This window comes from Streptomyces sp. MP131-18, assembly GCF_001984575.1.
Taxonomy (GTDB): domain Bacteria; phylum Actinomycetota; class Actinomycetes; order Streptomycetales; family Streptomycetaceae; genus Streptomyces; species Streptomyces johnsoniae.
The window spans coordinates 3,786,944-3,799,283 of record NZ_LZNS01000001.1 but is presented as its reverse complement, the minus strand read 5'-3'; the positions used below and the strand labels follow the sequence as shown (position 1 = coordinate 3,799,283).

Here is a 12,340-nt window from a genome sequence, read left to right as displayed (position 1 = left end):
CTCGGTTCGGCAGTGCCACCTGCATCGTGGCAGAAAAGGGGTGCGCTGTCGGGTAACTCGGCAGTTCACCAACGGAATGTTCGCGCGCGTTGTTCCTCGCGCGAACGGACGGGTACGGGCGCGGTCGGCCGGGCTCGGGCGCCGGGGCGGCATATGCCCTCCTCCTGCCATGCACCACTCTCCACGCCGCCGCCGTTCTTTGTCCACCGGCGGTCCACAACGGGAAACCCGCCGGTCAGTCCTGGAGTGCCGGTGGTGTTCGATACTGTCGAACCCATGCGGACCCATGTCGTCGACCACCCGTTGGTGGCGCACAAGCTGACCACGCTGCGCGACGCGCGTACCGACTCTCCGACGTTCCGGCGGCTGGCCGATGAACTCGTCACGCTGCTGGCCTACGAAGCGACCCGTGACGTCCGCACCGAGCTGGTCGACATCGCGACCCCGGTGACGGCGACCACGGGTGTACGTCTCTCCCATCCGCGTCCGCTGGTCGTGCCGATCATACGGGCAGGTCTGGGCATGCTCGACGGCATGGTCAGGCTGCTGCCGACGGCCGAAGTCGGCTTCCTCGGGATGATCCGGGACGAGGCGACGCTGGAGGCGTCCACCTATGCGAACCGGATGCCCGAGGACCTGTCGGGGCGTCAGGTCTACGTGCTCGACCCGATGCTGGCGACCGGCGGCACGCTGGTGGCCGCGGTGGGCGAGCTGATGCGGCGCGGCGCGGACGACGTGACGGTCATCTGCCTGCTGGCGGCGCCCGAGGGCGTGGAGCGGCTGGAGGCGGCGCTGGCCGGGGCGCCGGTGACGGTGGTCACCGGGGCGCTCGACGAGGGCCTGAACGAGCAGGGGTTCATCGTGCCGGGCCTGGGCGACGCGGGCGACCGGATGTACGGCACGGTCGGCTGACCCGGGCCGCCCGCCTCCGGATGACCCGGCCTAGCAGGCGGGGGTGTTCCCGGTGGGGACGGTGGCCGCGGCGAGGCGGCGGTCGGCTTCGTCGGCCGCGGTCAGTTCGGTGAAGCCCTCGCCGATTACGAGGTCGACGACGCTCGCGGGGTCGGCGGCCTCGGCGGCGGGCCTGGGGGCGCCGGTTTCGGCGCCCTCCAGCTGGGCGCCGAGCACGGTGAGCGCGCCCGACTCCTCGGCCGCCGTCTCGCCGAGCAGCAGTCCCGGGGCCTGGACCTGGCCGTCGAGGTCCTGCGGGGCGTTGGCCACGTCGCCGATGGTGAATCCGCGTTCCGCCAGCGCGTCGGCGGTGTCCTGGGCGAGGCCGGTGCGGCCGGTCGCGTTGTAAACGTTGACGGTGATGGCGGACGGCTCGGGTACGTCCGCCGCCTCGGGGGCGCGTTCGTCGTTGGCGGGCGGCGCGCAGTCCTGATCGGGGCGCGGGCCGGCCTGGGCGCGCGGGGCGCGTCCGCCGTCGTCGTCCGCCGAGAACACGTCGATGAGCTGAAGCGTTCCGTAGCCGAGCAGCCCGGCCGTGGCGAGGGCGGCGACCGTGAGGAACGCGAACCTGCCGCGCCGTCGCCGGGGGCGCATCCGCGGGTACCGGTCGCCCGTGACGCGGAACTTCTTGCCGCCCATGCCCGGGGGCGTCAACATGCTCATGTCCGCAGCGTAGTCAGGTGAGCGTCGGCCGCCTACTAAATGATCAGCTGAAATGCCAGGGCCTTACCCGATCGCAGCAATCGCGGCTCAGTCCAGCTCCAGCACCCGGGCGTGGAGTACCTGTCGCTGCTGGAGGGCCGCGCGGACGGCGCGGTGCAGGCCGTCCTCCAGGTAGAGGTCGCCCTGCCACTTGACGACGTGTGCGAAGAGGTCACCGTAGAAGGTGGAGTCCTCGGCCAGCAGCGTTTCGAGGTCGAGCTGCTGTTTGGTGGTGATCAGCTGGTCGAGGCGGACCGGGCGCGGGGCGACGTCTGCCCACTGCCGGGTGTTGTCCCGGCCGTGGTCAGGGTACGGTCGTCCGTTTCCGATGCGCTTGAAGATCACACGGGAAGCCTACCGGGCGGGACGTCTCCGTCGCAGCCTCATGTTGTGGTGACGAATCAGGCATTCACCGCGACCGGGTCCGGGCCAGGTCCGGCCCGGGTCCCGCTCGGCTCAGTGGGGCGCGCGCCAGGCGTAGGTGCCGACGGTGTGCGCGATGACCTTCACGTGGGTGTCGAGCGCCGCCCGTCCGATGTTGTCGAGTGTGTCGCAGGCGGCGTGGTAGCAGGGGTCGTAGGCGGCGCCCGCGGTGCCGCCCCAGTAACCGGCCTCCGCCTCGGACTTGATGCCCTCGGCGCCGGTGAACGTGCCGCCCGACGGGATGCCCGCGGCGACGAACGGGGCGTAGTCGCTGCGCCCGTTGAACGGCGTCGGGGCGGTCCGCTGCCCCCGCCCGCGGAGGAACGCGGTGATGTCCTCGGTGACGGCGGGGTTGCCCTCGTACACGAACTGTCCGTGGTTCGGCGAGCCGATCATGTCGAAGTTCAGGTACACCGCGATGTCCTCCCGCTCGGCGGGCGGGAGGTGCTCCACGTAGTGCTCCGAGCCCAGCAGCCCGGACTCCTCCGCCGACCACAGGGCGAAGCGCACCCGGTTCGGGTGGCGGCCCCCTGAGGTCTCGGCCAGCCGCAGCGCCGTCTCCAGCACCCCGGCCGAGCCGGAGCCGTTGTCGTTGATGCCGGGTCCTTCGAGCACCGAGTCCAGGTGGGCACCGGCCATCACCACCCGGTCCTGGTCGCCGCCGCGGCTCTCGGCGATGACGTTGACCGTGGTCCGTTCCTCGGCGAGCTCGGTCAGTTCCAGGTGCAGGGTCACCTCCTGTCCCGCGGCGAGCGCGTCGGCGAGTGCGCCGGCGAGCGCCGCGCCGTCCTCGCGGCCGAGGCCGCCGGTGGGCAGCGCCGCCGGGTCCGGGCCGCCGAGGGTGCCGGTCAGGGGTCCTGGCACGTTGTTGCGGATGAGCACGGCGGCCGCGCCGGCCGCCGCGGCGCCCGCCTGTTTCTCGGCGAACGTGCAGCCGCCGCGTTCGATCAGCGCGATCCGGCCGTGCAGGGCCGCCGGGTCGAAGTCGTCCGGTGCGCAGCCGTCGCCCGCGTCGGCCAGGGTGGTGGTCAGGCCGCCATCCGGGGTGTTGCCGGTGAAGGACAGCGCGCGTACCGGGATGTCGCGCGGCTCGCCGCCGAGGCGGGTCAGGCGTTCGGTGACCGGCTCGCGGTAGGGGAACGCGAAGCGCTGGTACGTGACTCGGTATCCGGCCTCGGCGAGGAGGGCGCCCGCGTAGCGGGCCGACCGCTCGTGGCCGGGGGTACCCGCGGCGCGGTTGCCGCCGTGTCGTTCGGCGATGTCCTGGAACGCGGTCAGATGGCGGAAGGCGCCCTCCCCTGTGGCCGCCGCCACCAGGGCGCGCGGCGCGGGGGTGTCCGCGGGGGCGGGTCCGGCCGGGGCGAGACCGGCCGTGGCGAGGAGGGTGATCGGGACGAGAGTGGAGAAAACGGTCACGGGGAACGTCACGAAATGAGACTTTATATGCTTATTGTCCGCGCCTCGGGTGCCCGGCGCGGCATGTCTCGCCATCCGAGATCACATTGACCGGGCCCGCGTTCCGTCCGAGAGTTCGAATATGCGAAGGTGGACGTCGTGGGTGGGGTGATCACCGGCTTCGCCATCATCGCCGCGGTCATCGCCACCGGCTACCTCCTGGGCCGGACCGGCTCGCTCGGCGCGAACGGCCGCGAGGTCCTGACCCGCCTCGCCTTTTCCGTCGCCACCCCGGCCCTGCTGTTCACCACCCTCGCCGAGGCCGACCTCACGCTGGTCTTCTCGCCCTCCCTGCTGGTCACCGCGGTCGGCACGTTCGCCACCTGCGGCATCTTCGTCGCGGTCGGCGCGCTGCGCCGCTGGGGCGTGGGCCGCACCACGATCGGCGCCCTGTGCTCCTCCTACGTCAACGCGGGCAACCTGGGCATCCCGATCGCCGTCTATGTACTCGGCGACGCCTCGCTCGTCGCGCCGGTCCTGCTCTTCCAGCAGCTGATCCTGACGCCGGTCGCGCTCACCGTCCTCGACCTCGGCACCGCGGGGACCGAGCGGCGCACCCCCTGGCAGCGGCTGACCACCCCGTTCCGCAACCCCGTCGTCATCGGCTCGCTCACCGGCGTGGCGGTCGCCGCCTCCGGCTGGACCCCGCCGGGCGCGCTCTTCGAACCCGCCGTCCTCATCGGCAACATGGCGGTACCCGCCGTCCTCCTCGCCTTCGGCATCTCGCTGCGCGGCAGCGCGCTGCCCGGCCGCGGCGCGGAGCGCGGCCCTGTGCTGCTCTCGGTGGCGCTGAAGTCGGTGGTCCAGCCCGCCATCGCGTGGGCGGTGGCGGCCTGGCTGTTCCGCCTGGACGCCACCGACCAGCTGAACGTGGTGGTCGTCGCGGCCCTGCCCGCCGCGCAGAACCTCTTCACCTACGCCGCGCGCTACGACGTCGCGGTGCAGCTGGCCCGCGAATCGATCCTGCTGTCCACCCTGGCCGCCGTGCCCGCCCTCACCCTGATCGCCGCGCTGCTCGGCTGACGCCGCGCCGCCCGCGGCTACCCGCCGAGCAGGCCGTCGGTGAGTACGCCGGACAGCAGGAGCCCGAGCGTCGCGGCCGGGTAGAGGCTGGCCCGGTTGAACAGCGCCATCGCGTGGCGCGGGCGGGGGTCGCGCAGCAGCCGCAGTCCCGGCGCGATCAGCGCGTACCCGCTCAGCAGCAGCATCGCGGCCGGGCCGAGCAGCCCGTGCGAGGGCCAGGCCGCGGCGAACATCCCGGCGCCCGCCACCGTCGCCAGGACGAGGCAGCCGAACGTCAGGACCCCGCTGATCCGCGGCCCGTAGACGACGGGCACGGTGCGCACGCCCAGGTGGACGTCCTCCTCGACGTCCGCCCAGTCGTTCACGATGTTCCGCCCGCCGATCTCCCACGCGGCCAGCCACACGCAGAACAGCCACAGCACCGGCCGGTCGACGGCGGAGGTCATGGCGAACCAGCCGAGGCAGCCGCCGCAGGCCACCAGCACCCCGGTCAGCAGGAACTTGAACGGGGTCACCCGCGCAAGACCGCAGTACACGGCCTCCAGCAGCGCGGCGGCCGCGAGCAGCGCCGCGCACACCCAGCTGAGCAGTGCGCCCACGGCCAGGGCCACGGCGCCCAGGGCGGCGATCCACGCCCCGCCCGCCGCGCGGCTCAGGCGGCCCTGCGCCAGCGGGTGCCGTCCGCCGGCGCTGTCGATGTCGAAGCCCTGGTAGGCCCGCAGGTAGGCGAATCGCTCCCGGTCGAGGCGCGCGTCGATCAGGTCGTTGGCGGCGAACACCGCGAAGTACCCGGCGAGGCAGGCCAGCAGGCACAGCGCCAGCCGGCCGGGCGGCGGGGTGCTGTCGGCGAGCAGTGTGCCGAGCAGCGGCTGCGCCACGCTCAGGGTCGCCTGCGTGCCGCGCGAAAACCCGTACAGTGCCCGGGCGTTCTCCCGAACGCTCCGGGCCGGCTCAATCCGGACGGCCACCGGCGTTCCCCTCCACGCCCGAGCCGGCGTAGCTGTGGGCGAAGGCGGCGGCGTCGGGCCCCGGGGCGGAGAGCCGCTCCAGGGCGGCCCGCCGCAGGCTCAGCGCGAAACGCGGGTCGGCGGCCTCGTCCGCGGACAGGTGCAGCAGCCGCAGCAGCCGGTCGGAGAACTCCTGGACACGCCAGATCTCCGGCAGCCGCCGCGCCCCGTGGCCCGCCAGGGGGGCCGGGTCGCGCCCGAGGTGGTGGCGGATCAGCGCGTCGGCGAGGTCGACCGCGTCGGCGATCGCCAGGTTCATCCCCTTGGCGCCCGAGGGCGTCACCACGTGGGCCGCGTCCCCGGCCAGCAGCAGCCGCCCGTGCCGGACAGGCTCGGTGACGCTGCTGTGCATGCCGAGCACCCGCACCTCGGGGAAGCCGCCGATACGCGGCAGGCCGGCCGGCGCGAGCCGGGCGCGCAGCTCGGCGTGGATGCGGCGGGCGGGCCACGCCTGCGGCTTCTCGCCCGGCGGGCACTGGAGGTAGAAGCGGCTGAGGTGCGCGGTGCGCGGCATCATCCCGGCGAAGCCGTCGGCCGAGATGCCGTACACGATGCCCTCGGCCGGCCGGTCCACCTCGGCGAGCACCGTCAGCCAGTCGTACGGGTAGCGGCGCGTGGTGACGCGCGCCGTGGCGGGCAGCGCGGTGCGGGAGACGCCGCGGTGGCCGTCGCAGCCGACGATGTGCTCGCAGTCGATCTCGACGGGGCCCGACGCGCCGGTGGCCGCGAGGCGCGGCCGGTCCGCGGTCACGTCCGGCATGGCCGCGACGGCGGTGGAGAACAGCGGCGCCCCGCCGCGTGCCGTCAGCTCGGCGATCAGGTCGCGGACCAGGAGCTGCTGCGGGTACACCAGGTGGGCGCGCCCGCCGCTGTGCGCGCCGTAGTCCACGCGGTACGTGCGCCCCAGGCACAGGAAGTCGCACCAGGTGTGCCGGGCGCCCGCGGCCAGCAGGCCGTCCGCGAGGCCGTGCCGCCGCAGCGCCGCCACGGTGCGGTGCTCGATGAGCCCGGCGCGGGCGCGGGACTCGACGTACGCGCGGGAGCGCCGTTCCACCACGAGGCACTCGACGCCGGCCCGGGTCAGCAGGTTGGCCAGGACGAGGCCCGCGGGCCCCGCGCCGATGATGGCCACCTGGGTACGCAGCCGCCGCATGGCCGCCCGCCTCATGCGGCCGGCACGGCGGCCGGGCTGAACAGCTCGTTGATGAGCGCGAGCGGGTCGTCGCCGTGCCAGACGAGGTACGTCTTGTAGCAGGCCGTGCGCTCGGTGCCGTCCTCCTCCTGCCAGGGGCGGCGGCCCACGTCGAGCAGGGTGCGGCGGTGCCCGGTGCCCGCGGCGTGCAGCGCCGGGCCGAGCGGGATGGACCGGCTGGTGAGGCAGGGCTCGATGCCGGGCGCCAGGCCGACCCTGGCCACGACGTGGTTGACCGACAGCGCCTGCCCGCCCGGCCGGGTGGTCGCGGAGTAGCGCACCAGGACTTCCCCGCCCCGGTCGGTCCGGAGCAGCGCGGGCACGCCGTCACCGGTCGCCTGGGCGGGGGCTCGTAATTGTGCGAGGCAGTGGAGGTGCAACGATTCGCCCGCGAGCGCTTCGAGCAGCGTGGTGGTCAGCCCGTCGCTGCTGAGCAGCATGCGGGTCACGGGCGAGGCGAAGCCGCGGACCCGGTTGCGCGGGTCGGCGGCGCCGCCGAGGGCGGCACCGAAGATGGCATCGAGGGGAACGTCGAGCGGAACGTCGAGGGGGAAGGCACGCGGAACCGCGTGCGGAAAAAGGTTGTTTGGCGCCAAAACCGACATCTGATCTCTCCTCACCGGCGGGCATCCTTAAGTGCCAACGCGTAGCGGCCCCGTCAGGTCACGGCCCGGCCGCCCGCGGTCCGGGCCCGCCGGGGGAGAATTCCCCTCATGGCCTCCGCACCCAAGCCGTCCCCCACGACGTTCGACGAGCTGCTCGCCCTGCTTCATGAGCGCCGCGCCACGCTGACCCGCTCCCAGCGGATGCTCGCGGAACGGGTGATGGCGGACCCGGAGGGCGTGGCGTTCATGACCGTATCCGAACTGGCCTCGGCCGTCGGAGTGAACGAAGCCACCGTGGTGCGGTTCGCCTCGGGGCTCGGCCTGGACGGCTACCCGGGCCTGACCCGGCTGTGCCGCGAACGGCTGCGGGAGCAGGCGCAGCTGCTGCGCCGCTACAGCACGCTGGAGCAGCTGGGCAGCGACGGCGAGGGCAACCTGCTGGACGGGGCGGTCGCGCTCGACCGCGCCAACATCGCCCGCACGTTCGGGCGGATCGACCAGGAAACGTTCCAGGCGGCGGTGCGGGTGCTGGCCGGGGCGCCGCGGGTTCACGTGCTCGGGCTGCGCAAGTGCCACGCCCCGGCGTACCTGCTGGGCTACCTGCTCGGGCTGATGCGGGAGGACGTGGCGACGCTGACCGCGGGGACCGGGACGCTCACCGACGAGCTGCGGCGGGTGCGGGAGGGCGACTGCTTCGTCGCGATCTCGATCCACCGCTACGCGGCCGACACCGTGCGGGCGGCGGCCTGGGCCAGGGAACGCGGCGCGCGCTGCGTGGCCCTGACGGACAACCCGGCCTCGCCGCTGGCCGCGTCGGCCGAGCACGTGTTCTACGTGGACGCGTCGGGGCCCTCGGTGCTGCGCTCGCTGACCGCGTTCACCTCGCTGGTGCAGGCCCTCGCGGCCGAGGTGGCGCGGGTGCGCGGGCGGGACGTGCGCTCCGCGCTGCTGGCGGAGGAGGAGCTGCTGGAACGGTTCACGGTGTACGACGCGGACCCGACGGCAGGGCGGTGAGCGCGGCGCGCAGCCGCGTCAGGGCGGCGGCGATCCACGGCAGGGCGAGCGGGTCCCCGCCGTGCAGGGCCGCCCGGCGTTCCGCCTCGGTCTCGCCGTAGAGCAGGCTGGTGGCCACGCGGAACCGCAGGGCGCGCGGGTCGTCGCCGAAGGCGTCGCCCGGCAGCACGCCCACGCCGTGCTCGGCGAGCAGGGCGTCGGCCAGCGCGGCGGCGCCGTCCAGGCCGCGGGCGGCGAGCGCGGGGCGCAGCGGCCCGAAGTCGGGGTAGAGGTAGAAACCGGCCTCGGGCGGCCGGCAGTCGGCGCCCGCGGCCGTGAACTCGGCGTGCACGGCGCGCGCGACGCCTGCGTGCAGGCGGCGGGCCGCCGCGATGTGGGCGCGGACCTCGGGCGGCTCGTCCAGGACGTGCGCCGCGACGGCCTGCATCGGCGCGGCGAGGCTGGACCACACCTCGCTGGCGATGCCGGTCAGCTCGGTCATGAGGGCGTCGCCGAACGGCCCGGCCGGGAGGCGGGCGAAGCCGATGCGCCAGCCGCCGAGCGCCATCGACTTGCTCAGCCCGCAGGTCACGACCGTGCGCTCCGGCAGCAGCGCGGCCGGGCGGGCGGGGGCGCGGGCGTCGTGGATCAGCTCGGTGTAGATCTCGTCGGCGATGACGGCGAGCCCGTGCCGCCCGGCCAGCTCGCAGACCGCGCGCACGTGCTCGGGGCGTGCGACGGTGCCGGTGGGGTTGTCGGGCACGGTGAGCACCAGCACGCCCGGGCGCTCCTCGCGCAGCACCCGGGCCAGCCGCTCGGGGTCGGGGACGCCGCCCGCCTCGGCGGGCACCGGCACGCCGATGACGCGCTTGCCGGCGAGCGCGCTCTGCGCGGCGTAGCTCACCCAGGCGGGCGTGGGCAGCACGACATCGCCGGGGAGCGCGGTGAGCAGCGCGAACAGCAGCGCCTTGCTGCCGGGGGCGAAGAGCACGTGCCCGGCCTCGGTGGGCAGCCCGCGCCGCGAGAACCAGCCGGCGGCGGCCCGCCTCGCCTCCGGCGAGCCGGCCACGGGCCCGTACCCGTTGCGCCCGGCGGCGCCGGCCAGGACGTCCGCGACGGTGGCGGGCACGGGCAGCCCGGCCTCGCCGAAGCCGAGGTGCAGCACGCGCTGCCCCGCGGCCTGCCTGGCGCGCAGGGCCTCGTCGAGGGCCAGGGTCGCCGAATGCCTCACCATGTCTGCAATTTCTAATGCAGCGGGACTGAGGAGGGCAAGCCATTTTGCATGATGGGTGCGCCGCGGCCGCCGGGTCCTGTTTCCTTGCAGCCTGTTTTCCTGCCGCCAAGCGAAGAAAAAGGGGAGAGCCATGCACCTCGACGCCTACCCGGCGGACGCCGCGCCCTGGCCGCAGGCCGTGGCGTGGAGCCGCGCGGAGCTGCGGCACTACCTCGCCGCCGCGGCCGGTCCTGGCCTGGGCGCGCTGCCGACGCGCTGCCCGCCCTGGACGGTGCGCGACCTGACCGTCCACCTCGCCGAGACGTTCCGCCGCTACGCCGACCTGCTCGCGCGCGGCCGGGCCGGCGACCTCGCCCCGCCGTTCGCCCCCGGGAGCCTGCCCGCGGAGAACCAGCGGGCGGTCGACGCCTTCGGCGGCGGCGATCCGGCGGGCGCGCTGCGCCACGAGGCGGAACGCTTCCTCGGCGCCGTCGCGGACCCGGCGGAGATGATGCCGCACCAGTTCGGCCCCATCCCGGTGGGCCTCCAGGTCATGTTCGGGCTCAACGAGCTGGCCGTCCACCACGACGACCTCGCCCGCGCCACCGGGCGGTCCCGGCGCCCGGAGCGGCCGGTCGTGACCGCGCTGGCCGCGATGTACGGCGCCGTCTACGGCCTGCCGGGCGACGTCGGCGACGACCCGTGGGAGCGGCTGCTGCGCGCCACCGGGCGGTAGCCGGCGCCCGTGCGGTTGCGGGAGCGCGCCGCTCGGCCAAGCATGGCGGGAGGGGGCAAGGACCACGGGAGAACCGGATGAGCCTGCGCTGCCTGGTCACCGGCGCGACCGGCTACCTCGGCGGCCGGCTCGTGCCCGAACTGCTCGCCGCCGGGCACACCGTGCGCTGCCTGGCCCGCACGCCCGGCAAGCTGGCCGGCCGGCCGTGGGCCCCGCGGGCCGAGGTCGTGCGCGGCGACGTGACGGACGCCGCGTCCGTGCGGGCGGCGCTGGAGAACATCGACGTGGCGTACTACCTGGTCCACTCGCTGGGCAAGGGGCGGCACTTCGAGGAGACCGACCGCAGGGCGGCCCGCGTCTTCGCCGAACAGGCGCGCGACGCCGGCGTGCGCCGCCTGGTCTACGCCGGTGCGCTCACGCCCGCGGGCGTGCCGGAAGGTGACCTGTCCCCGCACCTGCGCTCCCGCGCCGAGGTCGGGCGGATCTTCCTGGCCTCCGGCGTCCCGGCCGCCGTCCTGCGCGCCGCCGTCGTCATCGGCTCCGGCTCCGCGTCGTTCGAGATGCTGCGCCAGCTCAGCGAACGGCTCCCCGTCATGGTCACCCCCCGCTGGGTCCGCACCCGCGTCCAGCCGGTCGCGGTCCGCGACATGCTGGCCGTCCTGGCCGGGAGCGCCCGGCTGCCCGCCGACGTCAACCGCACGTTCGACATCGGCGGACCCGATGTGGTGACGTACCACACGATGATGCGGCGTTACGCCGTGCACGCGCGGCTGCGACGGCGGCTGATCGTTCCGGTGCCGGTGCTCTCGCCCTGGCTGTCCAGCCTGTGGGTCGGGCTCGTCACCCCGCTGCCCGGCCCGCTCGCCCGCCCCCTCGTGGAATCGCTCCGGCACGAAGTGGTGTGCCGCGAACGGGACATCGAGGCGTACGTGCCGATGCCGCCCGGCGGGTTCCTCGGCCTGGACGACGCACTGAAGGCGGCGCTGCGGCGCGTCGGCGAGAGCGAGCAGGAGGGGCCGGGCGCGGCCGCGGGGCCGCTGCCGACCGACCCGCCCTGGGCGGGCGGCAGCATCTACACCGACCGCCGCGAACGCACCGTCGGGGCCACGCCCGAGGCGCTGTGGCGGGTTGTCGAGGGCATCGGCGGCGAGAACGGCTGGTACTCCTCACCCGTGGCCTGGGCCGTGCGCGGCTGGCTGGACAGCCTCGTCGGCGGCGGCGGGCTGCGCCGCGGGCGGCGCGACGCGGCCCGCCTGCGGCCCGGCGACGGCCTCGACTTCTGGCGGGTGGAGGCCCTGGAGCCGGAACGCCTGCTGCGGCTGCGCGGCGAGATGCGGGTGCCGGGGACGGCCTGGCTCGAACTGCGCGTCGACCGGGACGACCACGGCCGGACGGTGTACCGCCAGCGCGCCCTGTTCCGCCCCCGCGGCCTGGCCGGGCACGTCTACTGGTGGGCGGTGTCGCCGTTCCACGCCTGGGTGTTCGGCGGCATGGTCCGCAACATCGCGAGCACCGCGCAGGCGGAGGGCTGAGCCCCATGACGAACGGCTCCGCCCGCCGCCCGCCCGTGTCCCTCGCGCTGTTCAGGTGCGAACTGCGCGTCCGTGACAACCCGGTGCTGCACGCCGCCGCCCGGGGCGCGCAGCACACCGTGCCGCTGTTCGTCGTCGACGCGGGTGTGCGCGCGGCCGGATTCGCCGTGCCCAACCGCGCCGCGTTCCTCGCCGCCGGCTTCCTCACCAAGACGCTGAACGTGCACTGGCGCGTGGGCGCGCGGCACTTCCTGGACCTGCTGGTGGACGGCGACCTGGCGAACAACCAGCTGAACTGGCAGTGGGCCGCGGGCACCGGCACCCGCCCCGGCCGGGTGCTGAACCCGCCGGCGCGGACCAGGCGTTACGACCCGTGCGGGGACCACGCGCGCCGCCGGGTGCCGGAACTGGCCGGGGCCGGCGGCTCCGCGGTCCACCGCCCGTGGCGCCTGGCCGCGGACCTGGACTGTCCGGAGCCCCTGGTCGAGCCCTGGTGAGGCGGCGCGGG

General features: G+C 74.8%; 13 protein-coding genes. 6 read left to right on the top strand and 7 right to left on the bottom strand.

Annotation, left to right across the window (positions count from 1 at the left end; all coding sequences use genetic code 11):
* The first annotated feature begins 276 nt into the window (after positions 1 to 276).
* Complete coding sequence (gene upp, locus STBA_RS16915) at positions 277 to 912, top strand: uracil phosphoribosyltransferase (protein ID WP_077063380.1); 636 nt, start codon at positions 277 to 279, stop codon at positions 910 to 912.
* Positions 913 to 942: 30 nt separating this feature from the next.
* Here the strand turns inward: upp and STBA_RS16910 are convergent, their stop codons facing one another.
* The 3 genes from STBA_RS16910 to STBA_RS16900 form a co-directional block, all read right to left on the bottom strand.
* A complete protein-coding gene (locus tag STBA_RS16910; RefSeq protein WP_077060055.1) occupies positions 943 to 1,614 on the bottom strand; it encodes a LytR C-terminal domain-containing protein in 672 nt (223 codons plus the stop codon).
* Between the two features lie 87 nt (positions 1,615 to 1,701).
* Positions 1,702 to 1,998: a type II toxin-antitoxin system VapB family antitoxin gene (locus STBA_RS16905; protein ID WP_077060054.1), complete on the bottom strand. Its 297-nt coding sequence runs from the start codon at positions 1,996 to 1,998 to the stop codon at positions 1,702 to 1,704.
* 111 nt (positions 1,999 to 2,109) lie between these two features.
* Entirely contained in the window at positions 2,110 to 3,504 is a 1,395-nt protein-coding gene (locus STBA_RS16900) for a M20/M25/M40 family metallo-hydrolase (protein ID WP_253194779.1), read from the bottom strand.
* 126 nt (positions 3,505 to 3,630) lie between these two features.
* On the opposite strand from STBA_RS16900, the gene STBA_RS16895 reads away from it, so the two are divergent.
* Complete coding sequence (locus tag STBA_RS16895) at positions 3,631 to 4,554, top strand: AEC family transporter (RefSeq protein ID WP_077060052.1); 924 nt, start codon at positions 3,631 to 3,633, stop codon at positions 4,552 to 4,554.
* A gap of 17 nt (positions 4,555 to 4,571) precedes the next feature.
* Here STBA_RS16895 and STBA_RS16890 read toward each other — a convergent pair whose 3' ends face one another.
* From STBA_RS16890 to STBA_RS16880, 3 genes are all read right to left on the bottom strand, one after another.
* Positions 4,572 to 5,432 carry a UbiA family prenyltransferase gene (locus STBA_RS16890; RefSeq protein ID WP_253194777.1) on the bottom strand — a complete coding sequence of 287 codons (861 nt, stop codon included), beginning with the start codon at positions 5,430 to 5,432 and terminating at the stop codon, positions 4,572 to 4,574.
* 73 nt (positions 5,433 to 5,505) lie between these two features.
* Complete coding sequence (locus tag STBA_RS16885; RefSeq protein WP_077060051.1) at positions 5,506 to 6,714, bottom strand: 4-hydroxybenzoate 3-monooxygenase; 1,209 nt, start codon at positions 6,712 to 6,714, stop codon at positions 5,506 to 5,508.
* 11 nt (positions 6,715 to 6,725) lie between these two features.
* Positions 6,726 to 7,358: a hypothetical protein gene (locus STBA_RS16880; RefSeq protein ID WP_077060050.1), complete on the bottom strand. Its 633-nt coding sequence runs from the start codon at positions 7,356 to 7,358 to the stop codon at positions 6,726 to 6,728.
* A 108-nt stretch (positions 7,359 to 7,466) separates the two neighbouring features.
* Between STBA_RS16880 and STBA_RS16875 the strand changes: the two genes are divergently transcribed.
* Complete coding sequence (locus STBA_RS16875) at positions 7,467 to 8,372, top strand: MurR/RpiR family transcriptional regulator (RefSeq protein WP_077060049.1); 906 nt, start codon at positions 7,467 to 7,469, stop codon at positions 8,370 to 8,372.
* Here the strand turns inward: STBA_RS16875 and STBA_RS16870 are convergent.
* Positions 8,335 to 9,585, bottom strand: coding sequence for an aminotransferase class I/II-fold pyridoxal phosphate-dependent enzyme (locus STBA_RS16870; protein ID WP_077060048.1), 1,251 nt, complete (start codon positions 9,583 to 9,585; stop codon positions 8,335 to 8,337). The two genes, STBA_RS16875 and STBA_RS16870, sit on opposite strands and share 38 nt — an antisense overlap.
* Before the next feature lie 130 nt (positions 9,586 to 9,715).
* Between STBA_RS16870 and STBA_RS16865 the strand changes: the two genes are divergently transcribed.
* The 3 genes from STBA_RS16865 (at position 9,716) to STBA_RS16855 (ending at position 12,329) form a co-directional block, all read left to right on the top strand.
* Positions 9,716 to 10,300, top strand: a complete 585-nt coding sequence (locus STBA_RS16865; RefSeq protein WP_077060047.1) for a maleylpyruvate isomerase family mycothiol-dependent enzyme — start codon at positions 9,716 to 9,718, stop codon at positions 10,298 to 10,300.
* Between the two features lie 77 nt (positions 10,301 to 10,377).
* Positions 10,378 to 11,832, top strand: coding sequence for an SDR family oxidoreductase (locus tag STBA_RS16860; protein ID WP_077060046.1), 1,455 nt, complete (start codon positions 10,378 to 10,380; stop codon positions 11,830 to 11,832).
* A gap of 5 nt (positions 11,833 to 11,837) precedes the next feature.
* Positions 11,838 to 12,329, top strand: a complete 492-nt coding sequence (locus STBA_RS16855) for an FAD-binding domain-containing protein (RefSeq protein WP_077060045.1) — start codon at positions 11,838 to 11,840, stop codon at positions 12,327 to 12,329.
* Positions 12,330 to 12,340: the final 11 nt, after the last annotated feature.

Coding starts and splice junctions, on each gene's coding strand:
- upp (WP_077063380.1), top strand. CDS start 277: ATGCGGACCCATGTCGTCGACCACCCGTTGGTGGCGCACAAGCTGACC.
- STBA_RS16910 (WP_077060055.1), bottom strand. CDS start 1,614: ATGAGCATGTTGACGCCCCCGGGCATGGGCGGCAAGAAGTTCCGCGTC.
- STBA_RS16885 (WP_077060051.1), bottom strand. CDS start 6,714: ATGCGGCGGCTGCGTACCCAGGTGGCCATCATCGGCGCGGGGCCCGCG.
- STBA_RS16880 (WP_077060050.1), bottom strand. CDS start 7,358: ATGTCGGTTTTGGCGCCAAACAACCTTTTTCCGCACGCGGTTCCGCGT.
- STBA_RS16875 (WP_077060049.1), top strand. CDS start 7,467: ATGGCCTCCGCACCCAAGCCGTCCCCCACGACGTTCGACGAGCTGCTC.
- STBA_RS16870 (WP_077060048.1), bottom strand. CDS start 9,585: ATGGTGAGGCATTCGGCGACCCTGGCCCTCGACGAGGCCCTGCGCGCC.
- STBA_RS16865 (WP_077060047.1), top strand. CDS start 9,716: ATGCACCTCGACGCCTACCCGGCGGACGCCGCGCCCTGGCCGCAGGCC.
- STBA_RS16860 (WP_077060046.1), top strand. CDS start 10,378: ATGAGCCTGCGCTGCCTGGTCACCGGCGCGACCGGCTACCTCGGCGGC.
- STBA_RS16855 (WP_077060045.1), top strand. CDS start 11,838: ATGACGAACGGCTCCGCCCGCCGCCCGCCCGTGTCCCTCGCGCTGTTC.